General features: G+C 64.7%; 17 protein-coding genes. 5 read left to right on the top strand and 12 right to left on the bottom strand.

From position 1 onward, the window contains the following. Positions 1 to 2: 2 nt before the first annotated feature. Complete coding sequence (locus ABZX37_RS05955; RefSeq protein ID WP_354736448.1) at positions 3 to 911, bottom strand: LysR family transcriptional regulator; 909 nt, start codon at positions 909 to 911, stop codon at positions 3 to 5. Between the two features lie 850 nt (positions 912 to 1,761). Between ABZX37_RS05955 and ABZX37_RS05950 the strand changes: the two genes are divergently transcribed. From ABZX37_RS05950 to ABZX37_RS05930, 5 genes are all read left to right on the top strand, one after another. Further along, the gene (locus ABZX37_RS05950; RefSeq protein WP_354736446.1) at positions 1,762 to 3,123 is read left to right on the top strand and encodes an MFS transporter; all 1,362 of its coding nucleotides are present in this window, start codon (positions 1,762 to 1,764) and stop codon (positions 3,121 to 3,123) included. 284 nt (positions 3,124 to 3,407) lie between these two features. Then, positions 3,408 to 4,817 (top strand): ABC transporter substrate-binding protein, encoded by a 1,410-nt coding sequence (locus ABZX37_RS05945; protein WP_354736444.1) that lies wholly within the window; start codon positions 3,408 to 3,410, stop codon positions 4,815 to 4,817. A 57-nt stretch (positions 4,818 to 4,874) separates the two neighbouring features. Continuing rightward, on the top strand, positions 4,875 to 6,047 hold the full coding sequence (locus ABZX37_RS05940; protein WP_354736442.1) for a serine hydrolase: 1,173 nt from the start codon (positions 4,875 to 4,877) through the stop codon (positions 6,045 to 6,047). Positions 6,048 to 6,965: 918 nt separating this feature from the next. Continuing rightward, the gene (locus tag ABZX37_RS05935) at positions 6,966 to 8,063 is read left to right on the top strand and encodes a histidine kinase (protein ID WP_354736440.1); all 1,098 of its coding nucleotides are present in this window, start codon (positions 6,966 to 6,968) and stop codon (positions 8,061 to 8,063) included. After that, positions 8,060 to 8,665: a response regulator transcription factor gene (locus ABZX37_RS05930; protein WP_354736438.1), complete on the top strand. Its 606-nt coding sequence runs from the start codon at positions 8,060 to 8,062 to the stop codon at positions 8,663 to 8,665. The genes ABZX37_RS05935 and ABZX37_RS05930 overlap by 4 nt, the downstream gene beginning before the upstream one ends. Positions 8,666 to 9,635: 970 nt before the next feature. Here the strand turns inward: ABZX37_RS05930 and ABZX37_RS05925 are convergent. From ABZX37_RS05925 to ABZX37_RS05875, 11 genes are all read right to left on the bottom strand, one after another. Further along, on the bottom strand, positions 9,636 to 9,800 hold the full coding sequence (locus tag ABZX37_RS05925; protein WP_354736436.1) for a hypothetical protein: 165 nt from the start codon (positions 9,798 to 9,800) through the stop codon (positions 9,636 to 9,638). Positions 9,801 to 9,978: 178 nt separating this feature from the next. Beyond that, positions 9,979 to 10,377, bottom strand: coding sequence for a hypothetical protein (locus ABZX37_RS05920; protein ID WP_354736434.1), 399 nt, complete (start codon positions 10,375 to 10,377; stop codon positions 9,979 to 9,981). Beyond that, positions 10,370 to 11,671, bottom strand: a complete 1,302-nt coding sequence (locus ABZX37_RS05915) for a pre-toxin TG domain-containing protein (protein ID WP_354736433.1) — start codon at positions 11,669 to 11,671, stop codon at positions 10,370 to 10,372. The genes ABZX37_RS05920 and ABZX37_RS05915 overlap by 8 nt, the downstream gene beginning before the upstream one ends. Positions 11,672 to 12,182: 511 nt before the next feature. Next, entirely contained in the window at positions 12,183 to 12,707 is a 525-nt protein-coding gene (locus ABZX37_RS05910) for a hypothetical protein (protein WP_354736431.1), read from the bottom strand. Then, the gene (locus ABZX37_RS05905) at positions 12,698 to 14,497 is read right to left on the bottom strand and encodes an ABC transporter ATP-binding protein (protein WP_354736429.1); all 1,800 of its coding nucleotides are present in this window, start codon (positions 14,495 to 14,497) and stop codon (positions 12,698 to 12,700) included. Before ABZX37_RS05905 ends, ABZX37_RS05910 begins: the two co-directional genes overlap by 10 nt. Beyond that, positions 14,494 to 15,756, bottom strand: a complete 1,263-nt coding sequence (locus tag ABZX37_RS05900) for a pitrilysin family protein (protein ID WP_354736427.1) — start codon at positions 15,754 to 15,756, stop codon at positions 14,494 to 14,496. The genes ABZX37_RS05905 and ABZX37_RS05900 overlap by 4 nt, the downstream gene beginning before the upstream one ends. Next, positions 15,756 to 16,988, bottom strand: coding sequence for an insulinase family protein (locus tag ABZX37_RS05895; RefSeq protein ID WP_354736426.1), 1,233 nt, complete (start codon positions 16,986 to 16,988; stop codon positions 15,756 to 15,758). The genes ABZX37_RS05900 and ABZX37_RS05895 overlap by 1 nt, the downstream gene beginning before the upstream one ends. A gap of 20 nt (positions 16,989 to 17,008) precedes the next feature. After that, positions 17,009 to 18,058 carry a T3SS effector HopA1 family protein gene (locus ABZX37_RS05890; protein ID WP_354736424.1) on the bottom strand — a complete coding sequence of 350 codons (1,050 nt, stop codon included), beginning with the start codon at positions 18,056 to 18,058 and terminating at the stop codon, positions 17,009 to 17,011. Next, the gene (lxmK, locus tag ABZX37_RS05885; protein ID WP_354736422.1) at positions 18,055 to 19,188 is read right to left on the bottom strand and encodes a class V lanthionine synthetase subunit LxmK; all 1,134 of its coding nucleotides are present in this window, start codon (positions 19,186 to 19,188) and stop codon (positions 18,055 to 18,057) included. The genes ABZX37_RS05890 and lxmK overlap by 4 nt, the downstream gene beginning before the upstream one ends. Then, a complete protein-coding gene (locus ABZX37_RS05880) occupies positions 19,185 to 20,117 on the bottom strand; it encodes a hypothetical protein (RefSeq protein ID WP_354736420.1) in 933 nt (310 codons plus the stop codon). Before ABZX37_RS05880 ends, lxmK begins: the two co-directional genes overlap by 4 nt. Further along, on the bottom strand, positions 20,114 to 20,746 hold the full coding sequence (locus ABZX37_RS05875; protein ID WP_354736418.1) for a flavoprotein: 633 nt from the start codon (positions 20,744 to 20,746) through the stop codon (positions 20,114 to 20,116). Before ABZX37_RS05875 ends, ABZX37_RS05880 begins: the two co-directional genes overlap by 4 nt. Between the last annotated feature and the right edge of the window lie 47 nt (positions 20,747 to 20,793).

Here is a 20,793-nt window from a genome sequence, read left to right as displayed (position 1 = left end):
CGTCATGGATTGCTCGGCAACTCGCAGTGACGGTGAAGGAAAAACAACTCGATCCGCCCTGCCAAGTCCTCGATGACGTGCAGGGCGTGGTGCTGCGGGTGCCAAGCCATGAAGAACCGCACGGCCAATGCCGTTTCCGGTCGGTCGGGTTCTTCCCAGACATCGACTGGATAAGCACCGTGAGCGGGCGGCGATGCCAGCACCGCCACGCCCTTTCCTGCTGCGGCATTCGCGATCGCCGTGCTGTTGTCGTCGCACTCCCGTATCGACCGGTAGCTCAGGCCAAGGCGCGCTCGGGCAGCGTCGAGTAACCGTCGGCCGACCGCTTTCTCCGAACTGGCGATGAGCGGATGCTCGAGCAGGTCCGCGACTCCGATGGCCTTCCGCCGCGCTTGTGCCCACGCGTGATCCGCCTGGACGAACGCGCGCAACGGCATTCGGCCGACCACTCTGCGGCGGAACTCGGGTGCCGGACCAACCGGGGAGATCACCGCGTCGACGCCGCCGCGCAGCATGGCGTCCAGCGCAAGGTGCTCCGCGGATCTCGGCTCGATAAATGGGTCTTCCGGGAGCAGCGTGGCGACGAATGGCGCCAGCAGACCGCTGACGATCGGAGCGCTTGCGGCAATCGAAAGCCGCCGCACCGACCCGGTGGCAAGATTCGCCACCGCATCCGAGAAGTAGTCTGCTTGAACGACGAACCTGCGCGCCATCCGAACCACCTCAACGCCGGCCGGCGTCAACTGCAGCCGCTTGCGGTACCGCGTGAACAGCTCCAGCCCGAGTTCGCGCTCAAGTGTCTGGACCTGCCTGCTCAACGCGGGCTGCGCAATGCGAAGGCGATCCGCCGCGGCGCTGACTGTGCCCGCGTCGACAACGGCGAGGAAGTATCGCAAGCGATGCAGGTTCATGCCGCGACATCATGCCGCCACGGTATGAAAGATAGCAAGTATCGGTGTTGGCGCCGGGACACGCCTCGCCATAATTTCATTGCATGACTTCCGCTGTACTCGGCGACGCGCGCCCCGCTACCTTCGGCGAGACGATGCGCGTGCCGTTGGCCGGGCCTCACGCGTCCGTTGACCTGCTGCTCGAACGATGCCGGCATTGCACACCTGTGCCCGACGTCGGTGGAAGGGCTTCGCGATACGCATGGAATCGATGTACCGCACGCCAGGCAGCGCTGCTCTCGGACTGACGCCACGACAGAACAGCCGGCTCAGCCACGATGCGCCAACACCGTACGGGCGAGGCATAGCCTCCATCCGGCACAGTTGCACGAACTCCTGCCGCAGCAGGTCTCAGCCGAACCGATTGAGCGACTGACACCGAATCCAGTTCTTTTGCCGACAGCCGTATCACGTCGGCCTTGGTCCAGGCTCTCGTGGACGCCCAAGGTCGCCTGGACCCGGTCCTTACGAAGTCGCTGATTTCGCCGTTCGCGGATGTCTCGGGTCTGCTCAGCACCGATCCGGCTGGTTTGCCATAGGGCCGCTCCGACAGGGCCGGCGTCGCAATCCGCTCGTAGCGCACGTGAGCGACTAGCGCACGACGATTCCACCGCGATCGACGCACCTGGGCGATCCGGTCGCCCTAAAGTCACGCACTGCCAGGATCTTCACCCGCGTTGCGCAGTACCCCTGCACGACAGCAGCGAGGCCGCGGAACGCCACAGCACCCTGCGCTTCCGGATCATTCCTGGCTGACCGGCAGCAGCGCGAGATTCCCGCGGCACCACCGCCGACCGACGAAGGGCCGACGATGTCCACTTCACCCGATGCATCGACCGAATCCGCCGAGCTGCCGCCTGCCGCGCGGAGACGGCTTCTGGCCGCGACTTTTATCGGCACTGTTCTCGAGTGGTACGACTTTTTCATCTACGCCGCCATGTCGGCTCTCGTCTTCGACAAGCTATTCTTCCCTGCTCTCGGGCCGACCACCGGTTTGCTCGCCTCGTTCGGAACCTTTGCCGTCGGCTTCGTCGCCCGTCCGCTGGGAGGATTGGCGTTTGGGCGCATCGCGGACAGCCGAGGACGCAAACCGGCTCTCGTCCTGTCGATGCTCGTCGTAGGTGTGGTCACCGTGCTCATCGGTGTCCTGCCTACCTATCACGACATCGGTGTGCCGGCGCCCGTCGCGCTGGTCGTGCTCCGGTTCTTCCACGGAGTCGCGCTCGGCGGCGAGTGGGGCAGCGCGGCGAGCCTTCTCGTTGAGCACGCACCACCCGGCAAACGCGGCGCATACACCGCGTGGCTGCAGTTCGGGTCCGCAGCGGGCAACATCCTCGCGTCCGTCACGGTGCTTCTCATGACTGCTTTGCTCTCGACCAGCCAGATCCTCGCCTGGGGGTGGCGCATTCCGTTTCTCGTGAGCTTCGTCATCGTCTTCATCGGGATCTATGTCCGGAGAAACCTTCCGGAAAGCCGTGCCTTCACACACGCCGCCGCGACGGCACCGGATCCCGCACCTCTGAGAGCCGTATTCCGCGAGAACTCGCGATCAGTACTGACGGTCTTCTTCCTGCATGTCTCGCAGTCGACTCTGACCTACCTGATCACCTTCACCATCGCGCACACCACCGGAACCCTCCAGATGGACCGGCCCGCCGTACTGTCTGCCATCCTGATCGCGCAAATTGTCACCACGCCTTTCTTCTTCACCGCGCGGCTGGCAGACCGGATAGGCGCGGCCAAAGTGTACATCGCGGGCACCCTGGCGATGGCCGCGTTCGCATTCCCGTTCTTCCTGCTGATCGACACGGGGAGCCTTTTCTTGACATTCGTTTCAATTAGTGTCGTCTGCCTTCTGATTTCGGTCTTGTACAGCGTCCAAGGCAAGTACTACACCGAGATGTTCACGGTCCGACGCCGCGTCACCGGCACCGCGATAGGAGTACAACTCGGATCCATCGTCGCCGGCCTGACGCCAACGATCGCTGTCCTCTTGGTCGCCCTGGGCGAAGGTTCGACTTGGCTCGTGTCCCTCTATCTGCTCGGAACGAGCCTGATCGGGACAGCTGCCGCCCTGTCGACTCAGCGGCGCGCCGCCTCTGCGGACGCGCCTTCGACGCAGACGCGAACCGGATCGGCGGATTCTCCACACAATCGACGCAGGATCGGCTGATCCATGAAGATCTCGTCGATCCGATACCGACACTCGGATCATTTTTGCACTAAGACCGAACTTGGGGATCCGCTGCGAGCCGTCCTGAGGAGCGAACCATGCTTTTCCGCACATGCCGCCGGGCACTACGTCTCGTCCTGCCTGCCGTTATCGTCAGCGCAGCGCTGGCCATCGCCGCGTGTTCGGGTTCTCCCGCCGGACCGAACGGCGCGGGGCGGGGCCGCCCGCTAAACCTGGAGTACTCGACCTCGCCGTCGACGTTCGATCCTGCCGCCGGATCGGCGGTGGACGACTACGTCGGTGCGAACCTTCTGTTCGCGACATTGACAGACCGGGATCTCGACGGCACCACAATTCCAGGTCTGGCCTCCGGATGGGAGACGCGCTCGGCGTCGGACTACCTGCTGACCATTCGCCGTGACGCGACCTGCGCGGATGGCACGAAGATCACCCCGACCGCCGTCGCGAACTCGTTGAACTACTACGCGGACAAGACCACAACCCCGCCGCACCCCTCCGCCTCCCAGGTGTTCGGAACAGGGAAGCCGACCATCACCGCCGACGACGCGGCAGGGACCGTCACCGTGACCCTGGCCCAGCCCAACAGCGATTTTCCCGCAGCGCTGTCGATCCCGCAAGCAGGTATCATCTGCCCGGCTGGGCTCGCGGACAAGGCCGCGCTGGCCGCCGGGTCAGCCAAAGGCGCGTTCTCCGGGCCCTACACCCTCGGCCGAGTCAAGCCCGCGGTGGAGTACACCTACGACCTGCGCCCGGACTACATCGCCTGGCCGCGGTACTCAGCACCGCTGGCGGGCGTCCCGTCCGCGAAGCTCGTCTTCGGCATCAGCACCGATCCGTCCACGACCGCGAACAAATTGCTCTCCGGAGATCTGGATCTCGGCGCGGTCACCGGTGACACCCTCGACCGGTTCGCCGGTCGAGGCGACTACCACCAGGCCAAAATCACGTCGGCGAATGTATACATAGCGTTCAATGAGGCCCCCGGACATTACTTCGCGGGCAAACCGGAAGCGCGCAAAGCGGTCGCGCAGGCCATCGATCGCACCGTGTTCAACAAGGTGTTCTCCAACAACGCGAGTCCGGTCTTCAACTCGGTCGTTCCCAAAACATATGCCTGCGCTCTCGACGATCCCTCGCTGGTCCCCGTGCAGGACCCGTCCGCCGCAGCAGCAGCGCTCAAGGGAGCCATCATCAGATTCCCTGCTTCGCTGTCGTTCGGAGACAAAGGGAAAGGCGCGGAGTACATCCAAAAAGCCCTCGACGACGCAGGTGCCACTGTCAACCTGAAAAAAATCGACAACGCCACCTGGGCGACAACCATCCAGCAGCCCGAAGCAGACTGGGACATGACCCTCATGGGCGACGTCAACGCGGCCTCCCTGACCAGTATCTCGCTGTCCAAGGTGATCGGTCCCGGCTACCAGTCGGGCGGAATCAACCTCACCGCATCGGATAATCCCGAGGGACTGGCGGCGCTTGCCGCCGGCCGGGCGGCCACCGACCCGCAGCAGCGGTGCGCCCATTATCAGGCCGCGCAGAAATCGGTACTGGACCGCCAGGACGTCGTCCCGCTCGCCGGTGTCGCCCTCAGCCTGGTCACCGCCCCGGACGTGACGGTCGCGACACCAGGACACAGCATCCGCAACTATTTCACACTTCGGGTCACGAAGTGACCTGCTCCGCCGCCGGCTGATCCACGCCGACGACACGCCCGACCCGAAAGGACGGAAGTGTCCAATCCAACCTACTTCGAACAGAAGTTCGGATTCCTGCGCAGCACCGTCACCTTGACGAACTGGCGCATGCCGCCATTCTCCCGATGGTCGTTCCAGAACGTCGGAGAACTGATCCCCAGCGCGCTCATCAAAGCTTCGCCAGACCTCGCCGAAACCGCCCCAGTCGATTTCGGCGCACTGTCCGAGGAAACCGTGCCGCTCCCCTCTGGGCCAGAAACCGTCGCAGCGTTCCTCGAAAGATCCCATACAGACGCGCTGACCGTCATGAAGGGAGGCCGGTTCGCCGGAGACTGGTTCGCAACGCACATGCTGCCTGGCAGCCGCCACATCGCCTTCTCCGTCAGCAAGTCCCTGACGGCGGTCCTGGCCGGAATACTCGAGGGCGAAGGGATCTTCGACTCCGCTTCCCCCGTAGCCGCTTACATCCCGGAATTGACCGGCTCCGCGTACCGAAACGCGACTGTGCGTCAAGTGCTCGACATGACAGTCAGCCTCGACTTCGAGGAAGACTACCTCGATCCGGAAAGCGCGTTCGCCCGCTACCGCCGGGCGACGCTGTGGAACCCCGGCGACAATGCCGAAGGGCTGGAGGAGTTCCTGCTCTCTCTCGAGCACGGTACCGAGCCGCACGGCGACACGTTCCGGTACCGATCCCCGAACTCCGACCTCCTCGGTGTCCTGCTCGAACGCGCCACCGGCACACGGATATCAGAACTGTTCGCCGAAAAGCTGTGGATGCCACTCGGTGCCCTCACCGACGCCGCCATCACTGTCGATCGAGCCGGCACGGCCCGCACCGCGGGCGGCATCTCGCTGACGCCACGCGACCTCGCACGCGTCGGCGAGATGATGCGCCAGGGCGGAAGCGCCCACGGCCGTCAAATAGCGCCGGAAGCATGGGTTCACGACACCACGACGGGAGGCAGTCCCGAAGCGTGGAAGCGCGGCGACTTCGTCGGCCTGTTCGGCGAAGGATGCTACCGAAGCAAGTGGTACCAGAACGGCAGAGGCTCCTACTGCGGTATCGGCATCCACGGCCAATGGCTGTTCGTCGCCCCGGCGAAGGAGGTCGTCATCGTCAAGATGGCAGCGCAGCCGACCCCGGTCGACTACCTGCTGGACCACGACAATATCGCCTTCTTCGAGTGGCTGGCAGAGACCGTGTGACCAGAACACGCGTCAGAACCACCCGCAAGCGGTCACGTCCACCGGATATCGACGAACCGGACACGATCCCCTTGAACAGCCGCGATCTCCTCGCCACAGCAGGGCTGTCGGCGCGCGCAATCGCTCTCCTGCGGTATGTCTCCGGGTGCCTGGCCATGCTCGATTCCGACAAGGTCCGACCGCGGCAGGACACAATTCTGCCGAAACTGTCGAGCCTACTGCGGGTACCGGTCACAGTACGCATCGGCCAACGCGTGGATCCTCGTCAAACGGTCATGCCCAGACAGCCGATCGCGGCGAACGACCTGCCGCCCGCTCATCGACCGATAGCTTTTTCACCTTGCCCAACCGCCTCTCCAACAGGCGGGTTTGGACGCTGCAGACAGACGTCACACCCGCGAAAAAACTTCCCCGAGAGCGCGACCAGCATGGTAAATCAGGCCGCGCCTGCCCGCCCGTCATGTCCGGCGGGCAGCACGAATCCCCGTCACACTGCACAGCAGGCCATCGCCCGGCACAGGCACGGCGTGCACGTTGCAACTCGTTCCCCGCGACTGAAATTCAGGATCTCAACAAAGCAACTTTCGGTCGTCCGAAAAAAATCCTTCTAGTAGCCGATCGCCGCTTTCCGGTAGCACTGACTCGTCCACCGCATGCCAGCACTCTGCAGAATTCTCCCCGCTTGATAGTTAACCCGGTCACAACTCGCGGGTGATTATTCACCCGATATCAGGTAGGCGGCGGAGAACCCGGATATCGTTCCGGAGTTGGCAGCCAGCAGCTGCCGGCACAACGGGATCCCCTCGAACAACGAGCGGTCCGGACACCCGAGGGCGGATTACGAAAATGGCACAGAGACCACAGGCGCGCAGAACGACTGCAGCCCGATCGGTAGTGCTCGCCTGCATCGGTGCCACAGTGCTGGCGACCCTGGTGGTGTCGGTGCCGACGATCTGGTCGCTGGCAACGGGCCACCACTATTCTGCAGCGGTCCAGGCATGGTTCCTGATGACCGCAGCGACCATGACCCTCTGCGCGGGCATCGCGCTCAGAAATCGCTCAGCACTGCGCCCGACTGTCATGTTCGGCCTGCTCGGCTTCCAAGCAACAGTGACGCTGCCCCCGTTCCTGTGGTTTGGCGACCACTGGCAGGGCGCAGACCTCCTGCTGGGCTGGACGGCGCTGATCTCGATCCGAGGGCCGTGGTCTTGGCTGTTCTTCCTCGCCGTCGTCTGCCGTGCTTCGATCATGTGGTCAGCCTCCACCTGGACAGCGAACGTCTACGCCGCCGTCGTGATGCTGCTCTCCGGGCTGATGATGCAGAGTCTGGTCAGGATCAGCGATCTCGCCGGCGAGCTCGCCAACGCCCGGAGCTACATCGGCGGCCGCGCGGCCGCCGATGCCCGCGCGGACCTCTCACGCGACCTGCACGACGGTCTCGGCCACAGCCTCGTGTCAATCATCCTGCGCGCCGAACTCACCCGGCAGCTGGTCCCGGACGCATCGTCCGCGGCCCGTCACGAACTGCGCGAACTTCACTCAACCGCCGAGAAAGCGCTCGCCGAAATGCGCTCGATCGCACGAAACGCCAAGCGCTCCAGCTTCGAGCACGAACTCGCAAGCGCGACCGGGCTGCTCGAAGCTGTCGGCACCCGGTGCGACGTCCGCATCACCGACACACCGGACAACCGTTCCGAGCAAACCCTGTCCTGGGTGCTGCGCGAAGCTGTCACGAACATCGTCCGCCACAGCGAAGCGACCGTGTGCACCATTGCCGCAGGGCTCGAGAACGGATGCTTCCGGCTCAGGATTTCCAACGACCGTGCCCTCCGCCCGGAAATCTCTCCCGGTGGACAGGGGCTGGAGGACCTGGCCTCCCGGATGCAGGACTGCGGCGGCTCACTCGCCTACGGCCTCGAAGACGACCGGTTCGCCCTTGAAGCAGTCCTCCCCCCAACGCCCGAATACACCCCGCGCGACCTCAGGGCGGCGGCGCTGGAAGGTGCATCGTCATGATCCGGGTACTGATCGCCGAGGACATGCGCGTCGTCCGCGAAGCACTGGTCGTAATGCTCAGCCGCGAGCCTGAGCTTGAAGTCGCGGGCCAGGCCGAACGCGGCGACGAGGTTCTGGCGCTGGCCGAGCGGATCCGCCCCGATGTCGCGGTCCTCGATCTCGGCCTCCCCGGCGAAGACGGCCTGGAAGTATCAGCCAACCTGCGCCATACGTTGCCCGGCTGCCGAGTACTCGTGCTCACCGCGCACGAAGGCCCCGGGAAAGTTCGCAAAGCACTGGCGATCGGCATACGCGGTTTCCTTCGGAAAGGAGCATCGGCCGCCGAACTCGTCGACGGCATCAGAAAAGTGCACGCAGGCCAGCGCGTCATCAGCCCGGACCTGGTCGCAGCAGCCATGGAAGTCGGAGACAACCCGCTTACGCCACGCGAACGGAGCGTTCTGCAACTGGCCGCGCATGGCCTCAGCGCCAGTCAGATCTCCGGACGTCTTCACCTCGCCGAAGGCACCGTGCGCAACAACCTCACCCGGATCATCGCCAAGCTCCAAGCCCAGAACTGGGTCGACGCAGTCCGCGTCGCAGAACGAATCGGATGGATCTGAAAGCACCTCGTCGTGCGCTCTGCCGCCGATCTGGCGGCGGGTCGACGACGAAACGCAGCGTTCCGCCGAGTCCTCGCAGGCCGAAGCAATCCCCAGCCCATCACGGCCAATCTCCGCAGGACACCCTGCAACCAGCAAGACAGACATCCTGCCGACATCAGCCTGTCGAATCCTCCGGTGCCTTCTCCCGCCGATTACCGGTCGCGACTAGTGCGGCACGGGATACGTGCTGATCGAGGCAGACTACGGCAGGTACGGATTCACTCTGGCCGATGAGCAAGGACCCCTCGCCGCCCTTAGGAAGGACCGCCCCTAGGCGGGTTGACGCCCTGGCCGCCACGGGATTGACCGTCGTGGCCGCTGCCGGTGCCGCGGCAAGGTTTCGCAGGCCGAACGCAGCTCCGCTCCGCGTCGTACCAAGAACATCCGCCAACGCGTCACTGACAGAGGCAGACCCACGGCGATGATGGCACCGGGTCGCCCAGTATCCCGATTTCCGCTCCAGCCGCCGATGTCGTACGGCTTTCGCGAGCAACACAGGCCCGCGTCCGTTGGCCAGGACGACCCGCGCGATCGCCGTCGCCTGTCCTGGTACTCGGATTGCACTGCTGCTGGAGCCCGCGCGCAGCCGCAGCGATTCTGCGTGGACCGATCGTGGAGCATCGGATTTTCCGGCTCTCCAACAGCCGCCATCCGGCAAACACCGCCGAAGCCACCCATGCAGCGGCGATTGCCAACCGCGTCCAGGACCCGAAGGCCCTGGGGAACACCGGCGGTGCCCGCGCGCGCGGTATTGCGCAGGAACGGGCGTCCTCCGGCACGAACAGCGTCCAGCACTCCGGCGAACACCGATGCGGTCAAGCAAACCGGGAAAGGCCTGCGCGGTCGGCCCGTGTCGACACCAGCCGGTGCCATGCCCCACAACGGGTTTTTCGAGCCAGGTCCGCACCTGATCCAGATGCCCGATACCTCAGCGAATCGTCCCGTCCGCCAACCCGGCCGACGCCCGCGCGAACAGGGACCCGGCCAGCATGCCGGTCTCAAACTCCGCGACCTCATCCCGCGTCGCCTTCAGCTGCTGCTCAAGCAGATCCCGCACCACCGCCGAGGTCAACTCGAACCTCCCCGCCTTCACCAGAACAGGACACTGCTCGGTTGAGACAAGATCATTTCAGAGATCCTGAAGAACCACCGCAGCGGAGTCATACGCCGGATCCGCGCAGACCTCCCGTTCCTGGCGGGCACGGCCCCCGCAGTCCCCACGAGAAAACGTAGAACTCACGGAATATCGGACAGTGTCGGCAACACCCGTCTCATCGGACGCGTTGTTTGCCTTTCGGGGTGCTGGCGAGCCAGCACAAGCCCCCCCGGGCGAACCAGTCGACGGATTGGCAGTCGCGGACGACACGGACGACGGTGTCCTCGATGGTTGTGCTGGGCCATGGCTCGAAGCCGGTGTTGCCGATCTCGCCCACGACCATCAAGTCTTCGCGGAGCAGGAAGTCGAGCACGGAGGCGAAGAACTCCGCGAAACGGTCGTCGGTCTCCGGCATGACCTGGATGGCGTTCGCGATCAGCGTGTCGACCGGGACCCAGTCGTCGAGTCCTTCATCGAGCGTCGGGGCAACGGCCCGTTCGATCTCGAGCAATTCCTGCGTCGGCACCACGGCCCGTTCGATCTCGCGCAGATCCCGCGCCCGCCGCTCATCCATCCAGGTGCACCTTCAGCCTCGTCTTGCTGTCCGGAAAAATGTCAATAGTTTCGCCGCCGGTGCCGGAGGTCAGGCGCCATTGCACTGTGACGCCTGCGCCGAGATCGTACACCTCAGGGATCTTGTCACCGCGCGACGGGAGTTTCTGTGCGCCTGTGGTCCAGTGGTCGAACAGGGTCCTCAGTTCGGAGGCGGTACGCACCACCCGCACTGTTTTCTGCCGACCCAGTGGCAGCGCGTCGAATGCGGCACGCCAGTCTTTGGTGCCGTTCTTCGCCGCAAGCTCAAGCCCTCGGGAGACCTTGGTTGCTTTCTCGACGGCGGTAAGCTTCTTGAGGGCTCCGCCGACGACCGGGACCGCGGCCATGGCATAGAGGGCGCGTTCGAAGCCGTCGAGTTCCTGCTGGGTGAACGCGTCCTTCCCGGCGATCGACTCGACGGCGTTCTTGATGCTGCCGATCCCGGGCAGGAAGTCCGCGACCGTCGACAGGACCGCCGCGACGTCCGGATTGAGCGAGCCCGAGCGGGTCGGGTGGCCAAACGCCTCGTCAAAGTCGAACTTGATGCCCTTGAGCGACAAGCCGCCCACCGGCGTCCAGGGCGTGGACGTGAATTTGTCGAGTGCCTGGTTCGCCCCGGCGAGGATCTTGCTGGCCGCGTTCAGATCACGTTTGGCCCCGGCGAAATCACGGTCGGCCGCAGTCATGGCAGTGCGAATCCGGTCGGCGCTGTCGGTCAACTGGGCCGAGGCCTGCGCGATGCCGGCCGCAGTGGCCGCCAGCCCGCGGTTGTTGGCTTCCAGCGCGGCGACGTCGATGTGGATGTCCAGGTCCGGCAGCGCGTTGAACCGCGCCACGGCGTCCTTGGCGATCCTGGCCAGCCCGGGCAACGACGTCACCACCACCCGCGTCGCGACGACCGTGTCGCGCAACTGCTGCAGCGACTCCTCGCTGAAACGCTCAAGGGCCAGGCCCGCGCGGGCAGCGTCTCCGGCGTCGATCGCCTTCCCGGCCTCGTCCAGGTCCCGGACAGCTTGCCTCAGCGCGTGGCCAGCGATCTGGTCGACGCTCTGTCGCAGATGCCCGAGCACCAGTCCGCCCAGTCTGGTCCCGGCGACCGCCTTGCCCACGGCCAGCTCCGCCCTGGCCCGGTCGGCGGCCTTGCACACAGCCAGCCCCGGATGCCGGTCGCACAGGCCCGCCGCCTGGGCCGGTGCCACCAGCAGCATCGCGACAACCACGGCGACAAGGCCGACGATGCCCCCTCGCCGAGCGGCCTGAACACGGAAACGCACCTGCACCCCTCCCTAAATTCTGATCACGGCAAAAGATGTAAAATATGCCCACAGGAAAACGGCAATCAAAAATCAATCTTTTACGCCAAAAAGTATCGAAGATGCGACATAAAAAGTCAGCGTGCACCGCGAACGAAATGCGGTAAATTGCAGCCAAGAAGCGCCGGATCCATCCTCGCCCCCTTCCCATTATGAGCCGACCCCCTCCGGCCGCAATAGTGCGAAGAGTCACTTGTCTGCTGTGAAAATTTCATGCGCCCGGACGCGGCCGGGCCACACGAGTCGCGTCGGCGTCGAGCACGACTTGAGGCCCGTGCTTGCACGTCGCGGCCGTCGCTTCAAAGGCAAGTCAGAAGCCACGTCCCGGCACCGACGAGGCGCTGAGCCATCAGGATTGGCGACGGTCGCTGACAGGCAGAAATGAGGCGGCTCCAGCTACTGCATCCCAGTCCGAGTGCGCGCAGGACGGTCGTTGCCCCGTCCGCCGACGGGCACCGCCAGCTTGGAATGATCAGCCTGGCCCGACCATTTCCGCACCGTTGATCAGCAATGACAGGAACCCCATGGCACCAGTGCGAAAGGCTACCGCGAGCGCGTACCCGATGGCGGCGTCAGCCGGTTCGGTGTCGTCGCGGTTGACCAGCCATTGCACCAGAAAATCGCCGTCTTCGTCACCCATTGAGGGTTCGAATATTTTCCTTCCGTCGCGGATCAGCTGACTGGTGGCGATCGAATTCGGCGCGAACCGGTATCGCTTGCCCTCCAGCTTAAGGTCGACCCGGTACGAACCCCTCGTCCATTTTCCCGCCCCCGGATGAAGATTCGCCACTCTTCCGCCGACAGTCATCGTCAGCTCACTGGCCTCCCTGGTTCCAATGGGAACGAATCGATTTAACGTCGCATTCGGCGCGCGGACTATGGATACCGTGGGCACCAGCTTTCCGGAGACTTCGACCAAGCCATCCGTGCCACTGGTATGAATATTCAGTTCATCATAGAACGCATCATCAACGATACAGCTTGCAATTAGAGGCATCCGGTTTTGCTTTCTTTTTCCGATTCCGATAACAGCAGTTGCGTGGCAGCCAATTCACGGTACATTGGATCGGTAGCCAGCAGTTCGGCGTGCGCGCCGATTGACCTGACCCGGCCCTGATCCAGCAACACCAGCCGGTGCGCCGAGGTGACGGTGGACAGCCGGTGTGCGATCAGCAGGACAGTGCATTCACGCGAGGCCGCTTCGATGGTGCGCCGCAGACTATGTTCGCTGCGGGAGTCCAGATGGGCGGTGACCTCGTCCAGCAGCAGCACCTGCGGTCTGCGCAGCAAGGCCCTGGCGATCGCCAAGCGCTGACGTTCCCCGCCGGAGAGGGTAACTCCACGTACCCCGACTGGGGTGTCCAGCCCGTCTGGCAACTGTTGGACGAGTTGGTCAAGACCGGTGAGGGTGAGCACCTCGGCGATGGCACCGGGATCGGATCCCGGTGCCGTATAGACCAAGTTCTCCCGGAAGGTGCCTGCCAGCATCGGGGTATCTTGCTCGACGTAAGCGATCCGCCGACGTACCTCTGCCCGGTCGCATCGGCTGATGTCGTCTCCCGCCAACAGAATCCGACCGCCCTGGTGGTCGTAGAATCGTTGCAGCAGGGAGAAAAGAGTGGTCTTGCCTGCCCCGGACGGCCCGACTATCGCGGTGAGCTTCCGGGCTTCCGCAGTGAACGATACGTCGGTTAGCGCGGCCGGGCGTCCTGGGTAGGCGAAGGTGACCTCGTCCACCACCACGGGCGGTGGGGGCCCGGCGGGTGTCCTGACCTTGGTGTCGACGTCGTCCTCCACCGTCATCTCGCTCACCTCTTCGATCCGCTGCAGCGCGCCGAGCCCTTGCTGGAGAGCGACGAAACCAGTGACCAGTGACAGAATCGGGGTACCGAGATTGAACAGGTAGAGCAGGAACGCGATCAGAGTCGCGACGCCGAGTTCGCCGGTCGCGACCAGTATGCCGCCGAGGCCGATGACCACAAGGAATGAGGTCTGCACGGCCATTCCGGACACGGTGGTGATGACGACCTGGTAACGGGCTCCGGTGAGCCCGGCGCGGTAGGCCGAGCGAGCGGCCGAGATCGCCCGCTCGGTTTCCGTGGCCTCTGCGCCGTTGGCCTTCACCGTTCGTGCCGCGCCCAGTGACCGGTCCAGCGCGGCGCCGATCGCGCCGACCGACTCCTGGGTGGCCAGCACCACCTGGCGTAGTCGTGGTATCACGAATCCCAGTACGATTCCGACGATGATCAGCACGGTCGCGGTGATGCCGAGCAGCGCCGGGCTCATCAAGCACATCATGACCATGCTGGCAGCCAGGTGCAGCACACCGTTGATCAGGTCGATCCATCCTGTGGTGGTGGCGTGCTGCACCACGGTGCTGTCCGAGGTGACCCGGGTGGTGAGGTTGCCGGGTTCGCGCTGATCCAGTTCGGCGACCCGGAGGCGGATCAGCCGCCAGATCAGCCCGCGCCGGATCCCGAGAACCATTCGTTCTGCGGTGCGTTGGCCGATCCAGGTCTGCCATCCGTTGAGCAGCACCGCGACCATGAATATGCCGATCAGCAGCAGAATTTCATTGCGAAGGCTTTCGCCTAACGTCAGCTTGGCGATGACCGTTTCCACCATCAGGGGCTGCACCAGTTCAGCCGCGCTTCCCATCAGGGTGAGCAGCAGCACCAGCGTCAGCGGCCAGAGGTGAGGTTTTGCATGTCCGAGCATCGTGCGCAAGGGCCGATTGGAGCGGCCAGGAAGTTCGTCGGTCTCGATTGTTTCACTGGCGGTGCTCATCGGCGGTCCTTGGCTGGAATGCGCTCAATGGGAGTGGGATGCTCGTCGGCGACGGCCATGGCATGCGTGGCGGGGTCGAAACAGTGACGAGCGGCGGCTGCCACCTCATCGAGGCAGACCGCGCTGATTCTGTCCAGGTAATGGCTCAGCCAGCCGGGCGGCAGGCCCCGCAGTACGAAGCCGGTTGCTGCGCTGGCGACGTCGGCGCGGTCGGACAACCCGGTTGTGGCGAGCCCTTTCGCGAGTCGCTTGGCCGCCTGGACTTCCTCCGGAGTCGGCCCGTCATCGGCGAACTGGGTCATGCAGGAGGTGAGTTCGCTGGCCATCCGGGCTCCGTTTCCGGGCCCGGTCAGGGCTTCCACCGTGGTCCAGGCACCTGCTCCGGTTTCTTCCAGCGCGGACTGGACTCGGTAAGCCAGACCGAGCCGTTCTCGGATCTGCCGGACGAGCCGGGAGGACCCCGAGCCGCCGAGGATCAAGTTGGCCAGGTGCAACGCGGGGTGTTCGGGATCTGTGGGGAGGATTCCGGGGCCTGCGGTCAGTACGAGCGTCGGCATCCCAGGGGCGGAAGGCAGGGTCATCCGACCGGTGTTCCACGTAGCGCCCATCGGTGGCAGGTGCAGGCCGGAGGCGGTGCCGGACCAACCGCCGAAGGTGTCGGTGACCCGCGTGAGGGCGGCGTCGGGGCCGAGCGGCCCGAGCATCAGCAAGACCGCGCCGTCCGGAACGATCGCCAGGGCATGCAAGCGCAGCAGGTCTTCGGTCGTCACTGCGCGGAGCGCCTCGATCCCGGCTGGTTCAGCGAACAACGGATGCGCCCCGTATCGGTGGCGGAGCAGCCGCCGGTATGCCCCGGCGCGTGGCCCACTCCGGTCGCCGATCAGCAGTGAGTCCGCGACCCGATCCAGTTCGTGGGCCGGATAGGTGGCCTGCCGCGCGGCTGTGGCCAGCAGGGCGATCGCCTTCGGCATGCTTCTGCTCAACGTGCTCGCGGACAGCAGCAGAGCTTCGCTGTCACGGGTGACGGACAGTTCCGCCCCCAGCGCCGAAGCCCGGTCGATCAGCGCACGCCTGTCGAGCTTCGCAGTGCCCCGCAGCAGACAGGCAGCGAGCAATTCCATGGGCGCGGCCAATTCCGGCCGGGTGGCGAACGGTAACGCGAGACGGATCTCGGTGATCTCCGCACTTGGCTCGTGGGCCAGCACCACGCGCAGCCCGTTCGGCAGCGCGATGTCGACAGCGCCGGTCAAGGCTTTCATCAGGCTTCCCCCTCCAGTTCCACTCGGGCCGCCGGTGCCACGCGAACCGCTGCCGCCGCGTCCGCAACTTGCTTCGCGGTAGTCATGGAAAGCAGGTCAGGGAGCTGATGGGGGCCGTCCAGGCTGGGAAAGAGCACCGCGAAGCGACCGTGTGCGACAGCGCGGGTGACCAGAGAGTCAAGCTGCCGGTGATGGCCCAGCAGGAGAAGGGCAATCGCGCGTTGGAGTTCGCCTTCGTCTGGTCCGACGCTGCTCAGCTCACCGAGCAGGCCGTCCCATTCGGCGATCACCTCGCGCACCGGCCAGGCCCGCTCTCGCAGGAGCGTCGTGACCAGCAAGTCGGGGGAGGCGGTATTAAACCATTCGCCGTTGAATCCGCAGCGGATCGTCGCCGAGCGCAGCAGGGGCTGGCATTCCCGCCAGCGAGGCAGCCGAGCCGCGGACAACACCTCGGCAAGCACCGCGTGCGCGACGTAGCCTCGAGGATCGGCGGTATCCGGTAGCGGGGTCGCGATCGCGAGGGCTGTACCGCGGAAGCGCTCGGCGGTATACCCGGCCCGTGCTCCCCGCCGTGCAGTCAGGCGTGGTCTCGGGGGCCGATGGCCGGAGCTGAGCTCACCGAACGCCGCCCGCGCGCTGGACGCGGCTCGCGCCGGGTTCACCGCGCCCACGATCGAGAGCACCAAGTTTCCCGCTGTGTAATGCTCCCGGTGAAAGGCAGTGGCCTCGGCCGGCCTCACCGCGCGCAGATGCGTCATGATCCCGTGGTCACCGCCAGCGTGTCGGTCCGGGCCCCAGAGCGCCGAAGCCGCCGCGGTCCAGGGGAATCCGCCGTGTGAGGCGAACATTGCCCCGCGGATTTCTTCTTCGATCACCGGCAGTTCACCGTCCAGTGCGCGCTGGTCCGGCGCGAACCCGACCAGTCGGGCAGCCTCAGCGGTCAGCAACGGATCGAGCAGGCCGGCGTCGGCAATGCTGAAGTAGCTGGTGTGATCACGGAAAGTGTTGGCGTCGCAGAGCCCACCAGCCGCCTCGACAGTGTGCAAATGCCCAGCCCGCCCGTCCCGCTCACGGGGAAACATCAGATGCTCCACCAGATGCGCCAGCCCGCGCGCGTGAGACGGGTCGTCGCGTGATCCGGTCCCGGCTGTCAACGCGACGGCTACCAGGTCATGTCGGTGATCGGGTTCGATAACGACGCGCAGCCCTCCCTCGAGCGTGATCCGGTGCACCTCGCGCGTCCGGTCCTGGTTCATCGGATCGGCTGTCCGGAGCCCGTGCTGCGCTCCCCGGAAGAGGGCGGCGCGGCTACGATCGTGGCCAGTTCGTGCATGTTGGTGTCCTGCTGCAGGTTGCGGTCAGGCCGCAAGGGGTCGATACCGGCCAGGCGGAATTCGGCCACCACGCGTTGCACCCTGCTTCCTGCGACAGGGTCGAGTGCGTGCCCGACTAGGGCCTTGGCCAGTGCGAAGCAGCGGTGCTGGCCGAAGCTCAGGTTCTGCTGGCCGGGCCGGGCATCCACTGGCTCCCAGGCCGCAGCGATGCCGGGTGCGAGCCGCTGGGTGAGCACCGAGGTAGCCGCGCCGAGGGCACAATCACCACGCAGCCGCTGGACGAGTGCGGCTTCGACCGGACTGGATTCGCCGTGCAGATAAATCACCAATGCGTCCCGTCTGGGATAGTCGGCGCGAACTGACAGTATCTTCGCGTGGTAGTCCGCGCGGGCGGACTCCAACTCGGCCAGGGCCGCCCGCCAGACCCGCACCGCGCCACCAGGTTCGGTCAAATGCACGAAGATCCGGCGTACCGCGGGGTTCCGCCGTAGCCGGGACCGGGAGCCCAGCACGTAGAAAAACCCGGGAGACAGCGCAGGACGAGCGGCGTCGAGTCGCAGTTGGACCGCAGAGCCAGGAGCCGGGACGTCCGCGCCCACAAGGCGGTCACGCGGCACCCGGACAGTGATCAGGGCGGTACGTACGATCAACTCCTTGTCCCCGGCTGCCACCAGTAGCCCCTCGACCGGAGCGTCGGCATGCGGGACGGCTTCGGCGAACTGTTGCTCGAAGCCAGGGTCACGGTTGAGTTCCTCGCTCGCTGACAGCGCGCGGCCATTGGCACCGGTTGTCCCGGAGTGCAGCAGTTCATAGAGCACATTGGCCAGCCGCCCGCGCAGATCACGGGGATCGTCGCCGACCAGCCGAGTGCCCGCGACGTCGGCGGAACAGCCGTCCGATGCTACCGACACCTCGTCGAGTGCCGCGACGAGCCGTCGGTTCAGTGGGCAAGAAAGGACCATGCTCATACTTGTTCTTTCCGGTCATGCTGGACAACGCCGAGGAGCTCAGCGGCGCCCTCTGGGTTGAGCAGAACACCGCGCCCGATTCCGGCTGCGGCTTTGGCCACGGGGTTCAGTTGAATCTGGGATTCCGCGCTCGCGATTAGCCGGTCGTACAGATGCCAGCCGGCGAACCGCATGGCCCGCTCCGGCAGACACGGGTCGGGCGTGCGTTTCGCACGGTAGCCCGCCCAGAAAGCCTCTATTCGAGGAATTACATCACGGAGATTCTCTTGGCCGAGAGAGATAATATCATGATGCGTGAAGCCGAAACCAGAAAATCGAGATCCTTCGCGACTTACTGAGTGCACAAAGATCGCATAGGTGGCATAATAAAGCCATTCTCCAATAAACGCGCCGACATCACGAGCAGGGTCGGCGAGCTGAAAACTCTCCCAGTCGCAGAGATACAGTCTATCACCCGATATAATGAATTGGTCGAATCGCAAGTCCCCGTGCACAGGAGTAAACTCCACAACCTCCTCCAAGGACCTGAGTTCATGCAGGGCACGCACGGATTCGTCGTCATCCTGCAATATCTGCCAGGCGGCTAGCTGTGCCGAGCTGTTCTGCTGGACGATGTCCCATGGAATTCCGTCAAGCCAGGAAAGAGGGGGAAAGAACAGCGGAACACTGTCCAGCCCGGCGGGATCTAGCCCATGCACAGTCGCGATTGCTTCGCCGGCACGATAACATAGCTCCGTGCTGAGTCTGCCCGCGAGAGACAGCTCGATACCAGGTTGGGCATTGCTCAGCAACGAGAAGACGAGGAGCCGGCTTCCCTCGTCATGGCCTAGCAGTTGCGGGGAAGCCAGCGGTGCGCCGGGTACCAACGCTGCAGCGGCTCTCTCGAAGGCCAGCGAGCGAGCGATCCCCGAACTCTCCGCCTCACCCGTGTCCGGCAGACGTTTCACGAAAACTTTTGTGCCGCCGGTGGTTGTGCCCGCCCAGTTATCGTTGCGGCCGCCGAAGGCGATTGTTCCGGCACGGTCGAAGGTGCCGAGGCCGAGCTGGCGCAGCAGCCGATTGACCTCCGGGGCCGGGGCGATTCCGGTTACGGATCGTTGCCAAGGGCGCGCTTCGTCGATGCTGTTCATATCACGCTCCCCTCGACCGCTCGGCGGCCTTCGTCGTCAATCAACTCAGCCGCGAAATCGATATATCTGGTGAATTCCTTGGTCCATCCAGCGTAAGCGGCAAAGTCATGTAGGTGGGCGACAATCCGCAGAACCGCATTCCTGCCCAAGGCCGCTTCATGACAGCCAGGCCCATAGCCACGGAGGAGTGCTTGTCCGAGCGCGGGGAAATCTACCCCTTGGTGGATACCAACCCAGCGCAACTCATGCAATTCACCCAGCAACCAGCCGAGATCGGACTCCGGGCGTCCTACCGCGAGATCCGCGCCGATCAGGAATTCGCTGCCGGGCGCAACGAGCGGCGGCAGGAGAGTCCCGAGCGAGGCGAAACCGTGCACCAGCACCGTGTCCCGCCGCGGCATGATGCACCAGTCGCGCAGGCAGGAAAGCCTTGCCCGCCCCCAACGTGGCCAGGCGAGTTCGGCCAGCCTAGCCAAGTTGCCTAGGCTAGAGTCGGCTTCGTCGAGCCAGCAGGCGATACGTCGTGGGCCCGGCGGCGCGGCCACGGAATCGGGCGCGCCGACTTGATGCAAGGCCTGTAGCGCACGGCCTGCGTTTTCCAGGGCGGTGGCCAGAATCTGGCGGGTACAGGGCTGATCGAAATCCAACCAGTCCACCGCGGACAGCGGGCTATTGGTCAAGTAGGTCAGCACACCAGGCGAGAGTTCGGACGTGGTGGCAGGCACCCAACGAGCACCGGTGACAGAGCAGGCTCTTATCGCACAAGCCAGCGCTGGATCCGGCGCAGTCAGCGGTGCCGGGCAGACAGCCCCTGCTCGCTGTGTCCACCGGAACGCCCCATCGGACAACTGGTGAATCTCGGTGCGGCGCAGGCCGCTGCCGTAGTCGCCCACCAGAGTTGCACCTGACTCGCTGTCCAGACGGTTCATCCCGCCTCATTCGTCGAGGCAAGCTCTCGGTACCGCCGCTCAAGCAAACCGACCAAGTCAGATAGCGGCCCGACACTGCCCCCATCGAGCTCACCGGTAGTGGCGCTGACCGCAGCTTCAGTGGGACTCACCACTACTTGCGGCCGGTCGGCAAACGAACGCAGGTGAGCAGCTACCACCGGGTTATTCACCGCACCAGGAGGCAGAGCCGGAGCGATGCCGATGGCCGCCTTGGTACATTGCAGCGCGAGCAAGGTCGGTGAATCACCCAACCCCAACGCGAAACGGGAAATGAAGCTCAAGGTCGCAGGATAGACGGCGACGACATCAGCCCAGTTCGCCAGCGTGACATGTGACGCTTCCCGAGACGGCTGACCCGGCCATTCGTCCACTATAACATCGGTACGAGACAAAGCTGAAATTGCGTGCTCGGAAACAAATTTCTTAGCCGACCTGGTAAGGACGACCTTCAGGGAGACTGTCGGCAGGACGGCATCGATCCAGTTGATCCAGTACGGCAGAAACGATGCGCTCAACGCCCCCGAACCGACGAGCAACATACGGTTGAACGTAACTTTGTCGGCAAGGATGTCGACGGGTTCAATGTCAGATGAATAGAGTTCAGGCATAGCCACTTCCGCAATATTTTTTCCGCAACCGGGCAGCCCGGGACCGG

Origin of the sequence: Amycolatopsis sp. NPDC004079 (genome assembly GCF_040610415.1) — a bacterium.
Classification (GTDB): domain Bacteria; phylum Actinomycetota; class Actinomycetes; order Mycobacteriales; family Pseudonocardiaceae; genus Amycolatopsis; species Amycolatopsis halotolerans.
Note: the sequence above shows the minus strand (reverse complement) of the source record. Positions and strands in the feature narration are given on the sequence as shown.

Coding starts and splice junctions, on each gene's coding strand:
- lxmK (WP_354736422.1), bottom strand. CDS start 19,188: ATGAACAGCATCGACGAAGCGCGCCCTTGGCAACGATCCGTAACCGGA.
- ABZX37_RS05905 (WP_354736429.1), bottom strand. CDS start 14,497: ATGAGCACCGCCAGTGAAACAATCGAGACCGACGAACTTCCTGGCCGC.
- ABZX37_RS05880 (WP_354736420.1), bottom strand. CDS start 20,117: ATGAACCGTCTGGACAGCGAGTCAGGTGCAACTCTGGTGGGCGACTAC.
- ABZX37_RS05950 (WP_354736446.1), top strand. CDS start 1,762: ATGTCCACTTCACCCGATGCATCGACCGAATCCGCCGAGCTGCCGCCT.
- ABZX37_RS05955 (WP_354736448.1), bottom strand. CDS start 911: ATGAACCTGCATCGCTTGCGATACTTCCTCGCCGTTGTCGACGCGGGC.
- ABZX37_RS05900 (WP_354736427.1), bottom strand. CDS start 15,756: ATGAAAGCCTTGACCGGCGCTGTCGACATCGCGCTGCCGAACGGGCTG.
- ABZX37_RS05875 (WP_354736418.1), bottom strand. CDS start 20,746: ATGCCTGAACTCTATTCATCTGACATTGAACCCGTCGACATCCTTGCC.
- ABZX37_RS05890 (WP_354736424.1), bottom strand. CDS start 18,058: ATGAGCATGGTCCTTTCTTGCCCACTGAACCGACGGCTCGTCGCGGCA.
- ABZX37_RS05930 (WP_354736438.1), top strand. CDS start 8,060: ATGATCCGGGTACTGATCGCCGAGGACATGCGCGTCGTCCGCGAAGCA.
- ABZX37_RS05920 (WP_354736434.1), bottom strand. CDS start 10,377: ATGGATGAGCGGCGGGCGCGGGATCTGCGCGAGATCGAACGGGCCGTG.
- ABZX37_RS05910 (WP_354736431.1), bottom strand. CDS start 12,707: ATGCCTCTAATTGCAAGCTGTATCGTTGATGATGCGTTCTATGATGAA.